15 protein-coding genes and 1 tRNA gene are annotated in these 20,329 nt (G+C 66.4%); 7 read left to right on the forward strand and 9 right to left on the reverse strand.

Translation table 11 applies throughout. From position 1 onward, the window contains the following. The first annotated feature begins 204 nt into the window (after positions 1-204). Positions 205-915 (forward strand): basic secretory protein-like protein, encoded by a 711-nt coding sequence (locus tag V9K91_RS03610; protein ID WP_068854334.1) that lies wholly within the window; start codon positions 205-207, stop codon positions 913-915. Here V9K91_RS03610 and yidA read toward each other — a convergent pair. From yidA to V9K91_RS03630, 4 genes are all read right to left on the reverse strand, one after another. Further along, complete coding sequence (gene yidA, locus V9K91_RS03615) at positions 876-1,748, reverse strand: sugar-phosphatase (RefSeq protein ID WP_336442700.1); 873 nt, start codon at positions 1,746-1,748, stop codon at positions 876-878. The two genes, V9K91_RS03610 and yidA, sit on opposite strands and share 40 nt — an antisense overlap. Positions 1,749-1,895: 147 nt before the next feature. Then, positions 1,896-3,626, reverse strand: a complete 1,731-nt coding sequence (locus V9K91_RS03620; RefSeq protein ID WP_336442701.1) for a peptidoglycan-binding protein — start codon at positions 3,624-3,626, stop codon at positions 1,896-1,898. A gap of 120 nt (positions 3,627-3,746) precedes the next feature. Then, positions 3,747-4,307: a hypothetical protein gene (locus V9K91_RS03625; protein WP_336442702.1), complete on the reverse strand. Its 561-nt coding sequence runs from the start codon at positions 4,305-4,307 to the stop codon at positions 3,747-3,749. A gap of 15 nt (positions 4,308-4,322) precedes the next feature. Further along, positions 4,323-4,847, reverse strand: coding sequence for a hypothetical protein (locus tag V9K91_RS03630; RefSeq protein ID WP_320457791.1), 525 nt, complete (start codon positions 4,845-4,847; stop codon positions 4,323-4,325). A 255-nt stretch (positions 4,848-5,102) separates the two neighbouring features. On the opposite strand from V9K91_RS03630, the gene V9K91_RS03635 reads away from it, so the two are divergent. Both V9K91_RS03635 and V9K91_RS03640 read left to right on the forward strand, forming a co-directional pair. Further along, on the forward strand, positions 5,103-5,780 hold the full coding sequence (locus V9K91_RS03635; protein ID WP_336442703.1) for a VOC family protein: 678 nt from the start codon (positions 5,103-5,105) through the stop codon (positions 5,778-5,780). A 114-nt stretch (positions 5,781-5,894) separates the two neighbouring features. Further along, on the forward strand, positions 5,895-7,229 hold the full coding sequence (locus tag V9K91_RS03640; protein WP_336442704.1) for a flavohemoglobin expression-modulating QEGLA motif protein: 1,335 nt from the start codon (positions 5,895-5,897) through the stop codon (positions 7,227-7,229). A gap of 50 nt (positions 7,230-7,279) precedes the next feature. Here the strand turns inward: V9K91_RS03640 and V9K91_RS03645 are convergent, their stop codons facing one another. Next, complete coding sequence (locus V9K91_RS03645) at positions 7,280-7,423, reverse strand: hypothetical protein (RefSeq protein WP_167693310.1); 144 nt, start codon at positions 7,421-7,423, stop codon at positions 7,280-7,282. 431 nt (positions 7,424-7,854) lie between these two features. Here V9K91_RS03645 and V9K91_RS03650 point away from each other — a divergent pair, with 431 nt between their 5' ends. The 3 genes from V9K91_RS03650 (at position 7,855) to V9K91_RS03660 (ending at position 13,157) form a co-directional block, all read left to right on the forward strand. Beyond that, a complete protein-coding gene (locus V9K91_RS03650; RefSeq protein ID WP_336442705.1) occupies positions 7,855-8,454 on the forward strand; it encodes a restriction endonuclease subunit S in 600 nt (199 codons plus the stop codon). Positions 8,455-8,709: 255 nt separating this feature from the next. Continuing rightward, positions 8,710-10,077 (forward strand): N-6 DNA methylase, encoded by a 1,368-nt coding sequence (locus tag V9K91_RS03655; RefSeq protein WP_336442706.1) that lies wholly within the window; start codon positions 8,710-8,712, stop codon positions 10,075-10,077. Positions 10,078-10,295: 218 nt separating this feature from the next. Further along, positions 10,296-13,157 carry a type I restriction endonuclease gene (locus V9K91_RS03660; RefSeq protein ID WP_336442707.1) on the forward strand — a complete coding sequence of 954 codons (2,862 nt, stop codon included), beginning with the start codon at positions 10,296-10,298 and terminating at the stop codon, positions 13,155-13,157. On the opposite strand, the gene V9K91_RS03665 is transcribed toward V9K91_RS03660, so the two are convergent. Beyond that, positions 13,133-14,563 (reverse strand): TIGR00366 family protein, encoded by a 1,431-nt coding sequence (locus V9K91_RS03665; RefSeq protein ID WP_176472613.1) that lies wholly within the window; start codon positions 14,561-14,563, stop codon positions 13,133-13,135. The genes V9K91_RS03660 and V9K91_RS03665 overlap by 25 nt on opposite strands. A 194-nt stretch (positions 14,564-14,757) precedes the next feature. Next, the gene (ubiA, locus tag V9K91_RS03670; RefSeq protein WP_336442708.1) at positions 14,758-15,651 is read right to left on the reverse strand and encodes a 4-hydroxybenzoate octaprenyltransferase; all 894 of its coding nucleotides are present in this window, start codon (positions 15,649-15,651) and stop codon (positions 14,758-14,760) included. A gap of 165 nt (positions 15,652-15,816) precedes the next feature. Between ubiA and V9K91_RS03675 the strand changes: the two genes are divergently transcribed. Then, a tRNA-Arg gene (locus V9K91_RS03675) sits at positions 15,817-15,893 on the forward strand. Between the two features lie 17 nt (positions 15,894-15,910). Here V9K91_RS03675 and V9K91_RS03680 read toward each other — a convergent pair. Both V9K91_RS03680 and V9K91_RS03685 read right to left on the reverse strand, forming a co-directional pair. Next, a complete protein-coding gene (locus V9K91_RS03680; RefSeq protein ID WP_336442709.1) occupies positions 15,911-17,266 on the reverse strand; it encodes a Gfo/Idh/MocA family oxidoreductase in 1,356 nt (451 codons plus the stop codon). 53 nt (positions 17,267-17,319) lie between these two features. Beyond that, positions 17,320-20,310, reverse strand: coding sequence for a TonB-dependent receptor (locus tag V9K91_RS03685; protein ID WP_336442710.1), 2,991 nt, complete (start codon positions 20,308-20,310; stop codon positions 17,320-17,322). Positions 20,311-20,329 lie beyond the last annotated feature (19 nt).

The raw sequence follows: 20,329 nt of genomic DNA on the forward strand, positions 1-20,329 counted from the left end.
ACCGCATCGGCGCAGGAGAGTTGGGGTGCAGGGGCTTCCGTGGGGCGTGGGGTGCAGCTTTTCTAGATCGATCTAAATGAATTGTCAACAATTTGAAATGAAACCATTTCCAAGCGCTTAGATCGAACGAAATGGCACTTGCGGGCGGCCGTCGCCGTGTTGCAGGATCAGCGCGGTTGCCCATCACGTCCTGGAGTGCCGCGTATGCGTCTGCGCCGTTGCCTGATCGTCCCTGTCGTTGCTGCAACCCTCGCGTTTCCCGCCGCACACGCCGCGGAAATCCAACAGACGCGCGATGGCGTCACCCTGACCTACCAGGACCAGAGCGGATCAACGGTTGCTGCCGTGCGCGACCGCATCATCGCCACCTTCTTCGCCACGTATCCGCGCGAACGCCGCGATTACCATCCCGCTGCGCCGTCCAGCGTGCGTATCGTCATGGACCCGTCGTACGACGGGGTTGCGTATGTAGGTGAGAAGGAGAAGTCGGCCACCATCACCATCAACCCGCGCTGGTTGGAGAAACATCCCAACGACACCGACCTGGTCACCCATGAGGCCATGCACATCGTGCAGGGCTACCCGGGCTATGCCAGCGAACAGGCGCCTTCCTGGTTGGTCGAAGGCATCGCCGACTATGCCCGCGACCATTACGGCGTGGACAACGCCGCCGGCGGCTGGGCGCTGCCTTCGCAGGTCAAGCCGGAGCACAAGGTGGACACCGGCTACCGCGTTACCGGTGCGTTCCTGAAGTGGAGCGAAGCCGGGCATCCGGGGTTGGTGAAGGCGCTGGATGCGGCGCTGCGCAAGGGCACCTATACGCCGGCGTTGTGGAAGGCGCACACCGGCGAAGACCTGGCCGCGCTGTGGGAGGCTTATGTTGCGCAGCAGGGTAATGGTGCGCGCGGCGCTTGATCCCCTAGCACGAAACGCTCGATGGCCAGGGCCACACCGTCTTCGGAATTGGTGGCGGTCTGATGCAGGGCGGTGGCCTTGACGATGTCCACCGCGTTGCCCATCGCCACGCTGGTGCCGGCGTACTGAAGCATGGTCAGGTCGTTTTCCTGGTCGCCGATGGCCATCACCTGGGTGCGGTCGATGCCCAGATGCTCGGCCAGCTTCTGCAGGCTTGGGCCCTTGCCAGCGCGGTGGTCGAACACTTCGAGGAAGAACGCCGCGCTCTTGAGCACGGCGAAGCGTTCGGTCAGCGCCGATGGCAGGCGCGGGATGACAGCGTCCAGGATCTGCGGTTCGTCGACCATCATCAGTTTGATGAAGGACATCGCCGGGTCCATTTCTTCCACGCTGCGATAGGACAACGGCACGCGTGACAGGTGCGAATCGGCCACGGTGTAGATGCTGATGTCGCGGTTGGGCGTGTACAGCCGTTCGCCATCCAGTGCCTGGAAGTGCACGCCCAGCTCGCGCGCCACCTGCTCGCAGAACAGGAAATCATCGAAGCTGAGCGGGTATTCCACCACCACCTCGCCACTGGCAACGCGGGTGACCAGCCCGCCATTGCAGGCGATGCAGTAGTCGTCCGCGCCATTGATGTCCAGTTCCTCCAGGAACGGGGCAAGGCCGGACACCGGGCGCCCGCTGGTCAACACGATCCGCACGCCCTGCGCCCGTGCGCGGGCGATGGCCTGCTTCACGCGCGGGGTGAGCTTGTGCGCCGGGTCCAGCAGCGTGCCATCCATATCGATGGCCACCAGTTCAATGGCCGGCTGGCGGCGTCCCATCTCCATCTCGATCAACCTCGTTCACTGCCAGAAACGCTGCGATGCAGCCGCACGGTAGTTTAAGCCAGGCGCGCCCCGGCAAAGAAAAGGCCAGCCGGGTTGCCCCGGCTGGCCTCCATACCACACACGCTGTTGCGCAGATCGACGGCGGGCTCAGCGGCCCATCGCCACCTTCTGCTGCTCTTCCTGCACCTGTTGCTGCTGGCTGGCGTTGTTGCTCTGCAGCTGGGCGTTGGTGTGCTCCAGCGACGGCGCCTCGCTCAGGTCCACCGCGGTGCGGTAGCCCGGGGTGGTGCCCATCACGAACGCCTTGCCATCCTGCACGGTCACGCTCTGCAGCTTCTCCGGCGAATCAATGCCGGCCTGCTTGGCCTGCAGGGTGACGTTGGCCGCCGCTTCGTTGGAGATGGCGGCCGGCAGCTGGCCACGGATCGCGTTGTGCAGCGGCGTGTCCGCGTGGCCCTTCTCGCCCAGCTGCGGGCCAGTGGCGGTGCGGGTTTCCGCCCCCTGCGCCTGGCTGGCGGCCAGCTTGCCGAAGGTCTCCCGGCCCACGATGCCGTCGTCCTTCAGGCCCTGCTGCTTCTGGAAGGCCTGCACCGCTTCGCGGGTGTTGTCGCCGAACTTGCCGTCTTCGGAAAGGCGGTTGCCGTTGGCATCGCGCACGCCCAGACGGTTCAGTTCTTCCTGCAGCTTGGTCACTTCATCGCTGCGGTCGCCCTTGCGCAGGGTGCCGGCCGGCGCGTGGTCATGGTCGTGCGCATGCCCGTGCTTGCCCGCTTCCTGCTGGATGCCCTTGTTCCAGTAGGTCTCCGGGTTGATCAGCTTCCCGGCCGGATCCTTCATCTGGTAGTGCACGTGCTGGGCGTACTGGTTGGCGCCCTGCGGGCCGCGGCCGCCCATGGTGCCGATCGGATCGCCCGGCTCCACGTGCTGCCCGACCTTCACCTTGGTGTCCTGCATGTGCAGGATCTGGTGCGAGTTGCCCTGCGCGTCCTGGATCATCACCGTGCCGTACTTGCCGCCCACCGAGGTCACGGTGCCGGCGATCGGCGCGTGGATGGTCGGGTGCTGCAGGTTGCGGCCGGTCTGGCCACCAACGTAGTTGAAGTCGCTGCCGCCATGGCTCTTCTCGCCACGGTGCTCACCGAAGTGGCCGGTGATGTGCGGCTTGACCCCGTTCTGCGGCGGCAGCATCACCTGCATGGTGTGCTCGTAGGAGCGCACCTGGGTGGCGGCGGCGCCAACCGCGGCAGCGCCGGCCACGGCAGCGGCGGCGCCCGCAACGGCATGCTGCTGGGCCGGTGCCTGCGCCTGGGTCTGGCTCAGGCGCTGGTTGACGAACTGTTCGTACTCATCCAGGTGCGGCGCGACCTTGCGCTGCGACAGGCCGAGGCCGCCGTAGTCCTTGGTCGGGCCATCGTGGTGGTACTTGTAGATGTAGTCTTCGCCCTGGCCACGGTCGCGTGCCAGGTTGCGGTTGTCGACGAAGTGCGCCACCAGCGCGTCGGATTGTGCGTCGACGTCGAAGCGGTTGGCGTTGTTCAGGCCGTAGTGCTTGCCGGTGCGGTCGATGAACTGGCCCAGGCCGGAGGCCGAGGTGGTGCCGGCGGCGGCATCCGGGTTGAAGCCGGATTCGACGCGGGCGATGGCCAGCACATACGCGGTTTCGCGCGGGGTCAGGCCGGCTTCGCGCGAGGACTCGATCAGCGAGTCGATTACGCGCGACTGTACTTCGGGGGAAGCATCGCCCCAGCGGCGCGATTGGCCGTGCAGCGCGCGGCTTTCGTCGATCGGTTCGCGGTAGTGGCTCCACGATTCGATCTGGTTGCTGCGGTATGCCGCGCCAGGCGGCTGCACCATGTTGGTGTAGATGTCGTTAGGCATGTCTGTGCTATCCATTCTATGAGAAAGGGGCTTTCCTTAAAGGGGTGTATCGACCAACGGTCGATACCTACCGGACATCGTGTCCGGGCAACGCGCATCGACGTCATGTCGATGTACTGCTCAGTCTTCGATGTAGTCCACCTCCGGGTGAGTGATGCCGAGCTTGGCGATCAGCTGCGAATACTCGTCGTTGTTGGGCGACTGCGCATCGGCTTCGCCGCGCAGGGGCGGGGTGTTGTGGGTCAGCTGCCTGCCATCGGCGTCGTACAGCGTGAACCATTCGCAGAACGCGCAGCCGAACGGCAGTTCGCCGTACTGCACCACGAAGTACGAAGCGCCCTGCTTGTCTTCAGCGCAGGCCAGGCCAACAGCGGTGTAATCACCCAGCTCTGCCGGGGTCTCGATGGTACGGCGCTGGCCGTCCTTCTCGATCTCCAGGCGGGTGCGGGTGGTGTCGCCGTCCTTGGTCGGCAACGCGGTCAGGTGCAGCGTGGCACCTGGGCATTCCTTGTGCATGCCTTTCTCTTCCTGCGGTGTGGGTGAAGGGGTAGTCGCCGCTGCGACCGCAGGCGCGGCGGCGGTTTCCGGAGTGGCGACGGTGCCGCCCTCCCCGGTGGGTGCATTGCACGCGGCCATCAACAGCACCAGTGCGGCAGTCGGAACGAAACGCAGTGTGGACATCACCCGCTCCCTGGATCAGATCGACTCATCGGCCATGCGCACCAGCTGCCAGCACGGGCGCTGGGCAAAGTAGTACGACTGCTGGTTGCTGGTATCGGGCGTGCGGATCAGCACCTTCATGCTGCCATCGGCCTCTTTGGTTACCTGCATCTCGCGGCCCACGGCCTTCAGGCCCGAGGGGTTGGGCATGACCGGCCAGGTGACCTCGCTGAGCGGGACCTTCTCGGTGATCAGGGTGGGCTCGCCCTGCCCTTCGGTGTCGTAGCGTTCGCTCAACAGCGGGTCGGCTACCGACTTCTCCTGCAGGGCGATCTTTCTGCCGAACTCCGGCAGGAACGCATCGAAGTCGGCCAGTTCGCAGGTGGCGGAGGCATCGGCGGCAGTGGCCGCTGCGGTGGGCTCGGCAGTGGCGGGTGCGGCGGCCGGGGCGGCAGCAGGTGCTGCGGCAACGGGTGCGGCGGCATCCGCCGGAGCGGTCGGGGCGGCGTCGGGCTTGCACGCGGCCAGCAGGATGCTCAGCGACAGGGCGAGCAGCGTCATGGGACGATGATGGGACAACGGATCCTCCTGATTCGTGTCGTGGCGCGCATCACACTACGCCGGGGGGCGTAGGATAGCTGCGCGCCAATGCCATGGCGTTCACATCCCGCCCACGGACCCGGGCGGTGACGACATGCGTGATGAAACGCACGTAGTTAACGTGAAGCTCATCACATTGTAAGGGCCAAGGGTCCATTCTCCCAACCGGCGATGTCAGCCTTTTGACATCACCTCCTCCTTTCGGTGCCTGGTTCCATGCGCATCCATACGCTCCAGCTTCCCGTTTCCGACGTTGCACAGGTGAGCGCCTACTTCGCAGAAGTGCTGCAGCTGCCGGTGCAGGACGACGTGGTGCGGATCGGCTGGACCAGCGTGCAACTGCGCCCGGCAGGCAGCGACCCGATCGGCGGCGTGCACCTGGCCTTCAACGTGCCGGCCGATCGTTTCGAGGCCGCCACCGCCTGGCTGCTGGCGCGCACGCCGCTGCAGCGCAATGCGAAGGGCGAGGCGCACTTCACCTTCGGCGGTCGCTGGGAGTCGGAGTCCATCTACTTCGATGGCCCCGATGGGCTGATCCTGGAACTGATCGGGCGGCGCCGGCTGCCTGCGTCCGGGCGGGTCGGGGCGTTCCACGGCAGCGAGCTGACCTGCGTGAGCGAGGTAGGGCTGCCTACGGCCGACGTGGCCGCGCTGTCTGCCCGCGCCGAAGCGGCATTCGGGCTGGGCTACCTCAGCCCACCCGTGCCGCACTTCGCTGCGCTGGGCGATGACGAGGGCCTGCTGATCGTGGTGGGTGCCACCCGCCGCTGGTTTCCGGAGGAAAAGGTGCTGCCCAACGCACGGGGCATCGTGGTGACGCTGGGCGACGTGGCGGTGGGCGCGCTGGACGACCCGGCGCAGGGCTGGCACCTGCGCGCGCACGCGCCAGCCTGATCGCCCCATTCACCTGCGCCCAGTACATTTGCTGCCTTCCGGCAGGTAGAAGCGCGGTTGCCGGGGCAGCCCGCTCCCAACACAGTGGGAGGGTGCTCAAGCCAGGGTACCGCCGTGGAAAAGGTCACGTCCCCCTCCTGCCCCGACCCAACCCAGGCGGACCCTGCGCTTGCGCCTTTACTGGAAGTGGATGCGCGGCTGGCCAAGCTTGGCAACAGGATCCGCGTGCTGTCCGGGCTGGCGTGGCCGATCGAGATGGAAACCCGCTTCCTGGCCTCCTGGCGCGCCGGAGCGCCGGAGATGCCGGCCCCGCCGACCCAGCCGGTTGACCACACCGACACCATTGCGGCGCTGGACGACATCCTGCAGCACCTGGACCGGGGCCATCCCGTGGGCGACTGGCTGTACCGCACCGCGTGGAGCTACCGCGTGGCCGCCAGCATGCTGGCCAACATCGGCAAGACGCACTTCACCGCGTGCTCCACGCTGCTGTACGGCCAGCCCAGCACCCGGTACCGCTCGCAGACCACCACCACCGCGCAGTCGGCCGCGCAGATGCTGGCCATCACCGACCAGCTGATCGGCTCGCAGTACGTGCCGCGCATCCAGTACGACATTCCAGCGCCGGACTTCTCCATGCTGCTGCGCCAGCGCATCGAGCCGTTCTTCACCGACGACGAAGTGAAAGTGGTGCTGGATACCGAGCTGGCCTCCAAGGCCGCCGCCGGCAGCAAGGTGATCCGCCTGCGCGCCGATGCGTTGTTCTCGCAGCTGGATCTGGACCAGCTGGTCGAGCATGAGGCCTTCATCCACTCGGCCACCCTGCTCAACGGCAAGCATCAGCCGTGGCTGCGCTGCCTCGGCGCGGGTGCGCCCCGCACAACGCGCACGCAGGAGGGGCTGGCCACGTTCTCGGAGATCATCACCGGGGCGATGGACATCAACCGCCTGCGCCGGTTGGCATTGCGGGTGGTGCGGTTGCAGGAAGCCCTGGAGGGCGCGGACTTCATCGAGGTGTTCCGCGCGTTCCTCGCTGCGGGTCAATCGGAGGTGGACAGCTACCGCAGTGCGGCCCGCATCTTCCGGGGCGGCGATGTACGCGGGCGGGCGTGCTTCACCAAGGATGGCGCCTACCTGGAAGGGCTGCTGCTGGTGACCGCCTTCATCAAGCGCGCCCTGCATGAGAACCGGGGCGATACGCTGCGGCTGCTGTTCTGTGGGCGGGTTGATCTGGGTGACCTGGTCACCCTGGCCCCTTACCGGGACAGCGGGCTGATTGCAGCGCCACGTTATGTACCCCCGTGGGCACAGCACCCCGAGCGGGTGCTGGCGACGCTGGCGTTCTCCACGGCCGCGCAGGCGATGCGGCTGGATACGTTCGACCTGCAGCGGTTCTCCGCGGTGGAGGATGAACTGATGGCGGGCGCTGCACTCGCTGACGCGCAATAGAAAGGCCCCGCCGAAGCGGGGCCCTCATGGTTCGGCAGTACAGCCAGCCGTCACTCTTCCTCGTCCTTCCAGCCCTGCTGCTGATTCTGGTTGCGCTGCTGCTGCTCCTGCTGCTGTTGCTGCTGCTGGTCGCGTCCGCGCTCCTGCTGCTCACCACGCTGGTTCTGGGAACTCTGATTGCGCTGCTGGGCCATGACGGGTCTCCGGATGCCGCGAGCGGTATGCCGCGGTCGAGGCAATCGTGTGCAGGGGCTCGTTAAAACCATGTGGCAATTTGCAGACAGAATTGTCAATCCGCGCGCGTGGACTGCGGGAATCCGCTTGTATTTCAATGCTTTCTGCCGCCACCGCATTGCTTATGCGAAGACGGAATCCTGATATTCCCGACGTGGAGGAAAGCGTAGTCAGTACGATGAATGTGGGCCGTTGCGACGACCCCAGACGCGATGATTTGCGCAACCTGTTTTTCGCGATTGATCCGGCCTACCCATATGCGTGGAATCAAACGCTTTGCCTCTCGAAGTTTGCGGTGCAGGTATCACTTTCCGGGGGTCCCGCTGCACCATTCCGAATGGTGCGAAACGCTCATTTGACGTTCGAATTCCGTCCGCGCATGGTCCGTTGCATGAACAACTCTCGACGCAGTGCGAAGCTCTCGGACATCGCCAGCATCCGCCAGGGACATCCGTTCCGGGGTGCAATCACCGCCTTCCCCGATGGGCCGGTCCGCGTGATCCAGTTGAAGAACCTCAGCGCATCGGGCGTGCACGATCCGTGCGACCTGCTGCGTACGCGGCTGCACCCGCGCAAGGCGCCGGACTGGGTCCAGGAGGGCGACGTCCTGCTCGCCGCACGCGGCGCCCATCCACTCGCGGTGCTGCTGTGCAACCCACCCGCCGACACGGTCTGCAGCCCTCACCTGTATGTCATCCGGGTGAGCGACCACGAACGGATCATGCCCGCCTTCCTCGCGTGGCAGCTCAACCAGGAAGGCGCACAGGAGTACCTGCGCCGGCAATCAGCGGGATCGCGTCAGCAGAGCCTCCGCAAGGCAGCCATCGAGGAGTTGCGCGTGCAGCTGCCGCCCCTGCTCCTCCAGCAACGCATCGTGTCCATCGCGCGGGCGGCGCAGCTTGAGAAGCTTCACTGCGAGCAGATGATCGCCGCAAGGCACCAGGAGGTCGCCCGTTATGCGGCGCACATTCTGGACGAGCGGCCACGATGACCGCGTGCGTCAGGGCTTCCCCTGATTATCTGAATTTTGGATATCCGAACCGTGGACATACTGTTGGTGTCCGCTCTCAATCTGTACGCGGCCATGACCCACACGATCCACAGTTCTGACCTTCCTGCTCCTCGAACCAATGTCACGTGCCGGCTGCGGCCAGATGTTCCCGCCACGCTCGCCGCCCTCGTCCACGCCCGCGACGCGCTCGATGGGGGCAAACGGCCCGACGCCGATACCTGCCTGATCCTCTCGTTGCTGTTGCTGAAAGTGGCCAGCGACGCCACGTACTACGGCAACCCGGACATTCCGTACTCGCCGGGCGAGCCGCCGCGCTGCGTGCCTTACAGCGTTCCGCTCCAGGCCCGCTTCGACACGCTGTTCCGGCAGCGTCATGCGGAAGGCAATGGCCTGAGGGTGATGAACGCGCTGCGTGTGTTCACCCTGGCCAATCCGCGCAAGCTGGGTGGCCTGTTCCCGACGTTGAAGCTGGAAGATGCGCTGCCCGACGACCCGCTGGTGCGCGATGCCGTGCTGCTGCAGGTGCTGGAGCGGCTTGCACTGCCGGCATTGGACTTCCGCCAGCAGCGCGGGGTACCCCGCCCGGACGTTGGCGACGCGGTGGACGCCCTGCTCCCTGCGCAGGTGCCCGCAGGGGTGAGTTGGCTGATGGCTGCGCTCACCCACCCCTGCGCGGATGAGGCGGTCTACGACCCCAGCTGTCGGCAGGGAGCCGTGCTGCGGGCAGCGGCCAGCTGGATGCGCGATGCGGAAAGTGTGATTGGCCCGGCAGGCCCCGCCCGCTACCCACTGTATGGCCAGGAGCCGGATGCCATGCAATGCGCGGTGGCCCGGCTGCGCCTGCTGCTGCAGGGCACGGACACCCCGCGCCTCCATGTCCGCGACCCGCTGGAGGAACCGCTGCTGCAGGACGGCGAACTGCAGCGCTTCCATGTGGCACTGGCGTGCCCGCCGCTTTCGCTGAAGTGGGCGCCAGCGCAGGCCAGCCACGACCCCTACTTCCGCTTCCTGCAGGGCGTTCCGTCCCGGCAGTGGGCGCACACCGCGCTTATCCAGCACATGTTGGCCACGCTGGAACCGGTGCGTGGGCGCATGGCGATCGTGGTGCCGCATGGCGTGCTGTTCCGCGATGGCGAGGAAGCGCGCATCCGGCAGTGCTGGCTGGATGCGAACCTGGTGGAGATGGTGATCGGCCTGCCTGACCGGCTGTTCGCCGGTGCGTCGGTTGCGACCGCGTTGCTGGTGTTGCGCAAGGTGCGCCGGCATGACGCCGTGCTGTTTGTCGATGCGCGCGGCCTTGCCACGCGTGGGAAGCGCGGTCCGCGGCTTGGTGATCAGGCGGCGCGCACCCTGCACCGCCTCTGCAGCGAGCGCAGAACCGTACCCGGCGTGGCGTATCTGGCCAGCTCCGAGGAGCTTGCCCGCAATGGCGGCAACCTGAGTGTTGCCCGCTATGTGCAGCCGGTGGCCCGCTGCCCCGCTGCGGATCTTGCGACATTGCGTGCGCAGCGTGCGGAGCTGTCCGCGCGGTTCGTGGCGCTCCAGGCGGCGTTGAATGCCGAGCTGGATGCGCTGGAGCGGGAACTGTCGGATCTGACCTGAAGCCGCCGCTTCAACCTCTCATCAATTGACCGAAGCTATCTCGATTGGAATATGCATCGAGAATGCGTTACGCGCTGCGCTCGCCGAACGCATGAAACGGAATGATGCACACAGCAACGGCAGCATTCGTTCGTCCAGACTGGTGCCATGAACATCATTCGCCAGAAATTCGACGCTCTCTGCGTGCTTGTCTTCGGTTCACAACATGGAGGGCGCGCATGAACACCCCCCACAGCAGGTTCGGCGTGCGCGATTCCGTGCTGGGTTGGCTGCGGCGGCTGGGCTGGAACCCTCTGGATGAGGGTGCGGTGGCGGCGTTACGCGGCGAACATCACAGCGCATTGCTGGAGAAGCGGCTGCTGCCGTGGCTGCGTCGCTATCGGTACGAGTGGGAAGGCGAGCGCGTGGCGCTTTCGCCCACTTCATTCGACCGGATCATTGCCGAGGCCGAAACGTGCTGCCACAGCCTGGATTGGGTGGCATCGAGCAGCGCTGTGCACCGGCTGCTGGTCCACGGCGTTCATACCGAACTGGAATTGCCCAACGGGCGTCGGATCTCGGTCCCGGTTCCGTTGATCGATTGGGAGCATGTGCAACGCAACCATTGGGATGTGGCTGACGCGGTGCGTACCGACCTGCGGTTGGCAGCGCCCGGAGATCCGTCCGACGGCCATGTTCGCGAGCTGGTCGGTTACGTCAACGGCATTCCCCTGGTGGTGCTGGCCTGCGTGGAGCGCGATGCGTACAAGCGATGGGGAACCGTGGAGGATGGTATCCGGCACCTGTTGCGCGGCCTGGGCAGCATGCCGATCAATCCTCCGGTGCAGCACGCGCAGCTGCTGCTGAGCCTGGACCGTCGTGGCGGCCGCCATGCCGCTGTCGGCACCCCTTCACATGCGTGGGTGAAATGGCGGGAGCATGGCTGGAGCCCGGCCGCGCAGACGCAGCTGCGCGATACCGCGTTGCCCTTCTCCGATGTCCCGCTGGACCCACCGTGGGCCACGCATGCCGAACTGCTGCATGGCGTGCTGTCGCCGCCCCGGTTCCTGCAGCTGATACGGCATTTCCTGCGAGAGGGCCGAAGTGGCCGACGCTGTCTGGTCCGGTCCCACCAGTTCTTTGCGGTGCAGTGCGCGCTGCAGGCACTAAGCACCCGCGACGCCAGCGACCGTCGTACCGGCGGCCAGCTGTGCCTGGCAACCGGCAGCGGGCTGCAGCGGACGCGGCAGTGGCTGTTGCAGGCCATGCGGACCGATGCGGCGTTCAGGCCGATTCGCGTGCTGCAGCCCCTGACCCGGCTCACACCGCCCCCCGAGGACCGGCGCCAGCGGCCTGGTCCACTGCCTGCTGACCAGCTCACCGAGTTCCTGGCCGGCAGGGGTCCCTCGCTGCATGAGGTGCCGCTGCGCATCCTGCGTGGTTGGGCGCGCAGGACCAGGCTGCCCGACGGCGCTGATGAAATGCCCGCCACCGACGACGACATCGTGCTGCTGGTGGATGCCGATTTCTGGGACAGCGATCCCGTCCTTCTGCGTCGTCTGCGCCGTTGCCTGCCGCAGGCGACCTGGCTGACGCTGGTGGCCACACCGGTTACCGCACCGGTGCCCGGTCTGGACCCTGGCCCGAGGCTGTACGAGTATCCGCCCGAGCATGCCGTCGCCGATGGCGTGGTGGTGCAGGCATGGCGCGACGTCGGCCCGAAGCCCGAGGGGGATTCGCCCTCCCGACGCGTGGCCCAGGTCGCCACCGCCATCAGCCAGCATTTCCACGATCTGGTCCGGCTGGCGGAACGCGGCCTGCGCGGCGCGCTTCTGGTGAGAACGGTCCACCAGGCGTTGGACTACCAGCGCGCGCTCGCGGTGGATGGGCGGTTGAAGACCCATGTGGCGGGCTTCGACAACCGCGGCCTGCCCATGGACCGCGGCTCGGAGCGCATCCCGCCGGAGGTGGAACTGGTGATCGTGCATGGTGAGCTGCCGGCAACCCAGGATGCGCGATGGGCCGTGCTGTATGTGGATCGCGCCCTCACTGCACCGGAGCGGCTGCGCGCGGTGGGCATGATCAACGCGCCGCATCCCGACAAGCGCACCGCGATGCTGGTGGATTTCCACACCGACGACCGCCCGGCGGCAGCACCACCCGAGTGGCTGCCGCTACCGGTGCAGGACAATCATCCGGCATTGGGCATACAGCGCCAACGCCTGCACAGCCTGCTGCCGGCCGATGCCGCCGAGGACTTCCACGCCTGTCGTGATTACCTCGTGCCCGACTGGGACATCGGCCCGCATGGTGATGACATCGACCTGCACCGGCACCGGCGCGACCTGCTGCATGGCCGGGTCACTGCATTCGGGCAGCGGCTGCAGGTGGCCATCTCGGCCGAGACCGCACTGACCGGCAAGCCATCGCTGCTGGGCGGACAGTACCGCGCCCTGCTGCACCGGTTCTCACTACTGCGCGATGCGGTGAGCCGGCTGGCACTGGAGGACGATCGTTTCAACGCCGAAGACCGAAGGGTGCGCCACTGGGCGCGCGAGCAGGCCGCGCAAGTGTGTGAGCAGCCGATCGATTACCAGCTGCTGGGTCCCCTCGAGCCGGTCGAACCAACGGCGGCGCAGAGCGCCAACCAGCTGTACACCCGCCTGCGCCAGCGCCTGGAGGCAGGTGGGCTGGACGCTGATGCCGTGGAACGTGGCCGCACCACGTTGCGCCAGGTGCTGGTGGATTTCGGCACCGCACAGGCGCGGTTTGCCGCGTTGCAGGCGCTGGAGCCAGCGCTGGAGAACCCACTGCAGGCCAGTGACACGGAGGCGCCGTCCTCGCGCGGCCTGTTGGTGCTGCGCAGCCTGTTCGACACCACGCTGAACGCGGAAATGTACGAGCAGCTTGGTCGCCGGATCGACGCGTTGGTCGCCATCGGGCAGCAACAACCGCTGCACCAGTTCGATGCGTACGTTCGGGACCGGCTGGAGCAGATGCTGCGCGGCCACCTGCGGGACCCGCAGCTGGCGGCCGTGGTGCACGCGGTGGTGCTGTGCGGACCGCATTGGCCGTGTCACGGCATGACAGGGGGCACGTAGGTCAGGGTCATGCCAAGCAGCCACAGCAGGCCCAGCACCAGCGGGATGTGGACCAGCAACTGGATGAAGGTGAAGCCGACAATATCCCGCGCCTTCAGCCCCAACACGCCCAGCAGCGGCAGCATCCAGAACGGGTTGATCAGGTTGGGCAGAGCTTCGGCGGCGTTGTAGACCTGTACGGCCCAGCCCAGGTGCGCATGCAGTTCGTTGGCCGCCTGCATCACGTAGGGCGCTTCGATGATCCACTTGCCGCCACCGGAGGGCACGAAGAAGCCCAGCACCGCCGAATAGATGCCCATCACCAGCGCGAAGGTGTCGGTGGTGGCGATGTGCACGAACACGGTGGAGAGCCGATGCGCCAGCGTTTCTCCGCCACTGCCAACGGCATGGGTGAGGATCATCGCGATGCCGCCGTACAGCGGGAACTGGATCAGCACCCCGGTGGTGCTGGGCACGGCCTTGGCTACCGCGTTGAGAAAGCTGCGCGGTCGCCAGTGCAGCAGCAGGCCCAGCGAAATAAACAGGAAGTTGTAGGTGTTGAGGTTGGCGATGGCGGTCACCACCGGCTTGCTGGCGAATTCGCTGAACAACCAGCCGAAGGCCAGCAGCGACAGCAGCACGGTCAACAGCGGGCTGTACTCCAGCCATTCGCCGGCGCGCGTGCGCGGCGGCAGCGGTTCCGGTTCGGCCTGCGCGGCCCCGGCGAAATCGCTGGCGGTGCGTGCGGTGGCTGGGCCGGGGGCGGTCAGCCACGCGATCAGCAGCGAGACCAGGATCAACGCGGCGGTAAGCGCGATGGACTGCCACAGGAAGATGGTTTCGGTGAAAGGCAGCACCCCGGTGATTTCCACCAGGCCGGGCGGCATGCTGGCCGGGTTGGCCTGCAGCTGGGCGGCCGAGGAACTCAGGCCCATCGCCCACACCGCGCCCAGGCCCAGGTAGGCCGAGGCGCCGGCGGCGCGGTAATCCATCTGCAGTTCCTGGCGGCGCGCCAGTGCACGTACCAGCAGCCCGCCGAACACCAGCGAAAAGCCCCAGCTCAGCAGCGAGGCCAGCATGCTGATCAGGCCGACGTACACCACCGCGCCCCGGCCGGTGCGCGGCACCCGCGCCAGCAGTTCGATGAAGCGCGCCACCACCGGGGCGGTGGCCACGGCATATCCGCCGATGACCACGAAGGCCATCTGCATGGTGAAGGGAATCAGGCTCCAGAAGCCGTCGCCGAACGCTTTGGCGGTGGCCTGCGGGGTGGCGCCGAAGCCCATGGCGGCCACTGCCACGATCACCACGCCGAGCACCGCGAACACATACGCGTCGGGGAACCATTTTTCCGCCCAGGCCGCCGACCGCAGCGCTGCGCGTGCCATCCAGCCGTCCCGTGCCGGCGCTGATGTGGTGCTGGCCATGCCCTACCCTCCCAGGTTCATTGGGGGGCAGTGTGCAGGAGAGGGACAAGGCTGTCAGTCACCTATTGGTAGCAACCCGGTGTCACGAACGCGGCCGGACCGCGGCGTCACGACCAACGGTCGTGACCTACCGGCCAGGCGCCAGCGCGCACGGATCGGGTAGCGCCCGACCGTTGGTCGGGCGACCCGGCAGCTCAACCCAGCGCCAGTGCCGCCGCAATACCCGCAAACAACGCCGCGCCCACCCAGTTGTTGTGCAGGAACGCCTTGAAGCAGGGGTCGCGCTCACGCTTTCGCGCGATCCAGAATTCGTAAGCAATCAGCCCGGCAGCCACCGCCACGCCCAACCAGTAGTAAAGACCCAGCCCGCCGCGCACGCCCACCAGCGCCATCGTGCCGAGGAACAGCGTGTACAGGATTCCCTGGATCACCAGGTCCAGATCGCCGAACAGGATGGCGGTGGAGTGCGAGCCCATCTTCAGGTCGTCGTCGCGATCGACCATGGCGTACCAGGTGTCGTACGCGGTGGACCAGAGGATGTTGGCGCCATACAGCAGCCAGCCGATCACCGGCACTTCGCCCTGGATGGCGGCGAACGCCATCGGGATGCCCCAGCCGAAGGCCATGCCCAGGTACACCTGCGGCAGGTGCGTGTAGCGCTTCAGGTACGGGTAGCTGGCGGCGAGGAAGATGCCGATGAAGCTCATGCCGATGGTCAGCGCGTTCAGGGTCAGCACCAGCGCGAACGCCACCAGCATCAACCCGGCGAACAACACCAGCGCCTCGCGGCCGGACACCCGGCCGCTGGCTAGCGGGCGGTCCTTGGTGCGCTTCACGTGCGGGTCCAGCCAGCGGTCGGCGTAGTCGTTGATCACACAGCCGGCCGAACGCGTCAGCCATACCCCGGCGGTGAACACGAACAGGATCCACAGCGGCGGCAGCCCGCCGGCGGCCAGCCACAGCGCCCACCAGGTGGGCCACAGCAGCAGCAGGGTGCCGATCGGGCGATCGGCGCGCATGAGTTTCCAGTACTGGCCCCAGCGCGAGGGCGGTTCGCCCGCGGGGGCGTCAAAACGTTCGTAAGCCATGCGCAAAGGATACCGCCAAGGCCCGTGCCCCGGCGCCGGAAGCGCTGTTTCGTCCAAGGGGGCAGACCTGCGCCGCGTTTACGGATAGAATGCCCGTCCCGCACCGCCTCATGGCGCTGCGATGCCCGCCCCGGCCCGCCGGTGGTGCGGCGGTTCTTCAAAGATGCGCCCGTAGCTCAGCCGGATAGAGTAGTGGCTTCCGAAGCCATTGGTCGGGGGTTCGAATCCCTCCGGGCGCACCATCTTCTTTGCTTTCCCGTCAGTAGGTCCCGTCGAAGGCGAAGATCGGCTTGCGCTGCTGCCACAGGCCGGCGGTGAAGTCCGGGAACTCCAGGGTCTGGAAGCTGTTGGCGATGGACTGCTCCGACAGCGGGGTAATCGCGCTCCAGGTGATGGCGTCGTAGATGTCGATCGGCATCGGGGCCTTGGCCTTCAGGGCTTCGACGAAGGCGTGGATCACGAACCAGTCCATGCCGCCGTGGCCCGCGCTGGCTGCGGTGTCGGCGTGCTGCTTCCACAGCGGGTGTTCGTACTGGTCCTGGTAGGCCTTGAACGCTTCCCACTTGTGCGGCGGGCTGCGGCCTTCGATGTGGATGGACTGGTTCACGTCCATCCACAACCCCTTGGTGCCCTGCACGCGGAAGCCCATCGAGTACGGGCGCGGCAGCGAGGTGTCGTGCTGCAGCAGGATGGTTTCGCCGTTCTCGCAGGCCAGCGTGGTGGTGACGATGTCGCCGAGCTTGAAGTTCACCTTGGTGCTGGGGTGGGTGGTGCCGCCACTCTTGGCCACGGTGTACTCATGCAGGCCGCGCGCCTTGCTGGCGAACGCGTTGATATGGGTGAAACGGTTGCCGCGGTTGATGCCGGTGTACATGGCGCACGGGCCGATGCCGTGGCTGGGGTACAGCTCGCCGTTGCGGTCCACCGAATGCTGGGTGCGCCAGCGCGCTTCGGACCACGCATGCGGGCCGAATTCCACGCCACTGTCGTACGGCTGGGAAGGATCGCCGGAGTTGAACTTCACCCCGCGCAGGTCGTGCTGGTAGCCGGCCTGCAGGTGCACCAGTTCACCGAACAGGCCGTTGCGCACCATCTGCAGGGTCGCCATCACGTCGCGGCGGTAGCAGACGTTCTCCAGCAGCATGTACGGGGTGCCCGTGGAAAGCTGGGTCTTGAGGACGTCCCAGTGGTCCTGCAGGGTGATGCCGGCGACCACTTCACAACCCACCGCGATTTTGGCCTGCATGGCGGCAATCGCCATCGGGGCGTGATACTCCCACGGCGTGGCGATGATCACGCCATCCAGGCCGCGCTGTTCGAGCAGGCGCTTCCACGCATTGCGGTCGCCGTCCTGGCCGTAGGCGGTGGGCGCCTTCCTGCCGGCCTTGGCCACCATGTCCATGCCGCGCTTGAGCATGATCGGTTCAATGTCGCACAGCGCGACCACTTCAACGTCGTCGCGGCGGACCAGCTCCTTCAGCAGCACCTGCCCGCGCATGCCGGTGCCAATCAGGCCCAGGCGCAGCGTGCGCCCGCGTGCCCAGGCCGGCGTTTCCGGCAGCAGGCTGGTGGCGGCCAGGGCCGCACCGGCGGCAATGAATTCCCTACGCTTCATGAAACGTTACTCCCTTTGGAAGCGCGCCGGCCGGGACCGGCGCGCTGGAACAATCAGAACTTGTAGCCGACCTGCAGACTGTAGCTGCGGCCGAAGATGCTGGCATAGTCACTGGAGTCACCCAGGAAACTGTTCGGGTCGTAGAACGGCAGGCGGTTGAACAGATTCTTGACCGTGAAGCCCAGGCTCCAGTGGTCATCCGGGCGCCAGCCCACGCTCAGGTTGGCGGTCCACCACGACGGCACGCCATCGCACTGGGCCGGATTCACCGGCAGCGAGCCGGCGGTGCAGGTGTCCGGGTTGTTGTCTTCGGCATCGACGCGGTCCCACGCCCACTTGGTGCCGCCCACATAGTTGACGAAGAAGCTGGTGGTGACCTGCTTGTAGGACCAGTCCGCGTTGAACGTGGCACGCATGCGCGGGTTGCCGTAGTAACCGATGGTGTTGCCGTAGTACCAGCGATCGGTGTCGTCGATGTAGGCCTCCTTGCGGCGCGCGATGGTGGCGGCCACGCCGATGTTCAGCGCGCCCCACTCACCGAGCATGAAGCGACCGCGCGCGTCGATGTCGAAACCGTCCACCAAGGTGCGGCCCTGGTTCTTGTACTGGCCCACCACGGCGGCCACGTTGCCCACGCTGTAGCCGGGCAAGGCGCCCGGGCAGCTCACGCCGCTGGCCGGGTCGGCGCACATCTGCGCAAGCGCAGCCTCGGCCGCCCGATCGGAGTCGCTGATCGGGTTGCGGGTCATCGACAGGATGTCCTGTTCCTTGCTGTAGTCCGGCGCGGCGATCTCGTTGCGGCGGTAGATGAACCAGTAGTCGGCCGAGATCGACATCCAGCTCGCCGGCTCATAGACGAAACCCAGCGTGGAGATCTTGGCCTTCTCCGGCTTCAGGTCCGGATTGGGCTGGGTCATGCGCGCCACGGTACGGCTGCAGTCGGCGTTGAGCAGCGAGTTGCCCAGGTCCACGTCGCCCGGGCGGTTGGACTGGCGCAGCAGGTTGGCGATGGCATTGGTTTCATCGCAGCGGATGTCGTCCTCGAAGCCACCGAGCTGGGCGAACACGCCGCCGGTGCCCGCTTCGGCCAGGCTGGGCGCACGGAAGCCTTCGGAATAGGTGCCGCGCAGCAGCAGCTGCGGCAGCACTTGGTACTTCAGGCCGATCTTCGGGGCCAGGTTGGCGCTGAAGTTGGGGTACTTGTCCACGCGCAGCGCGGCATCCAGTTCCAGCTTGTCGGTGAGCGGGGCCACGGCTTCGGCAAACAGCGCGTAGGTGTTGCGCTTGCCGTCGAACCAGGAGCCGCCCTGCTGGGTGATCAGGCCGTTGGCGGCGTCTTCGTTGCCCGGGGTGTAGAAGGTTTCGCGGGTGGCATTGAAGCCGAACGCGGCACGCACGTCGCCGGCCGGCATGCCGAACAGCGGGCCTTCGATCTTGCCGTCCAACGTATGCAGGCGCGTCCACGACTGGATGTCGAAGGTGGGGTATGCCTCGCGGATCAGCTTGGCGTTGGCGTCACTGATGACGCCGAACTGGTAGGCCGGATTGTCGGAGATGATCACCCGCCCGGTGCCCGGGTCGATGGTGTAGGGTCCAAACGCGCGCTCGAAGCCTTCCAGGTTCACGTTGACGGTCTGGTAGGTGACCGAATGGCTTCCGGCGGTGGCGAACGCGGTTTCCCAGTTCCAGTCGTCGCCCAGGGCACCGCGCAGGCCGGCCAGCACCCGGTAGCTCTGGTCGGTGTTGCGCTGGCCGAAGTGGCCATCGCCTACATCCTGCATCAGGTAGTTCAGGCCCACCACGCCGCCCATGAGCGCCTTAAGTTCCGGGCTGGCCAGGTTGTAGACGTTGTTCGGTCCCAGATACGGCGTGCGGAACTGGTTGACCACGTTGCCGGTGTTGCGCGAGTACCAGCTGGACGGATTGCCGGTCGTGGTGTTGTAGGCAGAGGGCGTACCACCGTTGGCAGTCAGGTCGATGTCGGTATAGGTGACTTCAGCGAAGGCTTCGGTGGTGTCGCCGATCAGGAAGTGCGAGCTGATGTACGCCGTGGCGCGCTCGGTCTTTGCACCCGCGTCGACTTCGCGGTTCATCCATTGTTCCCACGCGCAGCTCGTGCCGGCGGCCTGGGTGATGGGAGTGGTGCAGCCGGGCGCCGCTTCCTGGCGGCGCGCGTTGGTCATCGGATCGAACGCGAAGTAGGTGCCCGGGTTGAACTCACCCGGTCGGCTGCCGACGCCCAGGCGGAAGTTGCTGATGTAATTGGGGTTGTTGACGTAGAACTGGCTGGGCCGCTTGTCGTAGAAGTCGCTGATCGGAATCGCGTCGCGGCGATACAGGTTCACCGAGGCGTAGACGTTGTATCGGTCTTCGTCCAGGTCGCCGAAGCCGGCGGTGATGCTGCCCTGCTGCTCGCCGTAGGAGTCGATGCGCGAGGACTTATCGGCGGTGATGTTGATCTCCGCGCCCTGGTAGGAGCGTTTGGTGATCACGTTGATCACGCCGGCCACCGCGTCGGTGCCGTACACGGCCGAGGCGCCGTCGGTCAGCACTTCCATGCGTTCGATGGCAGCGGCCGGAATGGCGTCGATGTTGACGAACTGGGTCTGGAACCCGGCCGGTGCACCGTAGTACGACAGCCGCCGGCCATTGAGCAGCACCAGCGTGCCCTGCGCGCCAAGGCCGCGCAGATTCGCCTGCGAAGCGCCGTCGGAACCGGTGAACAGCGAGCGCGAATCCTGCTGGCCCGGGCGTGCGGCGGGCAGGTTGTCGAGCACCTGCAGCAACGTACGCGCGCCCATGTTCTCGATGTCCTGCTTGCTGATCACCTGCACCGGCGAGGAGGTTTCCACATCGCTGCGGCGGATGTTGGACCCGGTGACCTGCACGCGCGCCAGTTCGGTGGCGTTGGCTTTTGCCTTGACATCAACGGCCGTGTCGTCGTCCTGGGCAAACGCCGGACCGGTTACGGCCAGGGCAAGCCCCAGCGCGACGGACAAGGGTGTAGCGGGGATGCGGCGATGGCGATGGCGTTCGTTCAACATCTTTGGCTCCTTGTGCTTC

Source organism: Stenotrophomonas sp. CCNWLW57, assembly GCF_037203925.1.
Lineage (GTDB): Bacteria > Pseudomonadota > Gammaproteobacteria > Xanthomonadales > Xanthomonadaceae > Stenotrophomonas > Stenotrophomonas rhizophila_A.

Coding starts and splice junctions, on each gene's coding strand:
- V9K91_RS03635 (WP_336442703.1), top strand. CDS start 5,103: ATGCGCATCCATACGCTCCAGCTTCCCGTTTCCGACGTTGCACAGGTG.
- V9K91_RS03645 (WP_167693310.1), bottom strand. CDS start 7,423: ATGGCCCAGCAGCGCAATCAGAGTTCCCAGAACCAGCGTGGTGAGCAG.
- V9K91_RS03625 (WP_336442702.1), bottom strand. CDS start 4,307: ATGTCCACACTGCGTTTCGTTCCGACTGCCGCACTGGTGCTGTTGATG.
- V9K91_RS03665 (WP_176472613.1), bottom strand. CDS start 14,563: ATGGCCAGCACCACATCAGCGCCGGCACGGGACGGCTGGATGGCACGC.
- V9K91_RS03660 (WP_336442707.1), top strand. CDS start 10,296: ATGAACACCCCCCACAGCAGGTTCGGCGTGCGCGATTCCGTGCTGGGT.
- V9K91_RS03610 (WP_068854334.1), top strand. CDS start 205: ATGCGTCTGCGCCGTTGCCTGATCGTCCCTGTCGTTGCTGCAACCCTC.
- V9K91_RS03650 (WP_336442705.1), top strand. CDS start 7,855: ATGAACAACTCTCGACGCAGTGCGAAGCTCTCGGACATCGCCAGCATC.
- V9K91_RS03680 (WP_336442709.1), bottom strand. CDS start 17,266: ATGAAGCGTAGGGAATTCATTGCCGCCGGTGCGGCCCTGGCCGCCACC.
- V9K91_RS03620 (WP_336442701.1), bottom strand. CDS start 3,626: ATGCCTAACGACATCTACACCAACATGGTGCAGCCGCCTGGCGCGGCA.
- yidA (WP_336442700.1), bottom strand. CDS start 1,748: ATGGAGATGGGACGCCGCCAGCCGGCCATTGAACTGGTGGCCATCGAT.
- V9K91_RS03685 (WP_336442710.1), bottom strand. CDS start 20,310: ATGTTGAACGAACGCCATCGCCATCGCCGCATCCCCGCTACACCCTTG.
- V9K91_RS03630 (WP_320457791.1), bottom strand. CDS start 4,847: ATGACGCTGCTCGCCCTGTCGCTGAGCATCCTGCTGGCCGCGTGCAAG.
- ubiA (WP_336442708.1), bottom strand. CDS start 15,651: ATGGCTTACGAACGTTTTGACGCCCCCGCGGGCGAACCGCCCTCGCGC.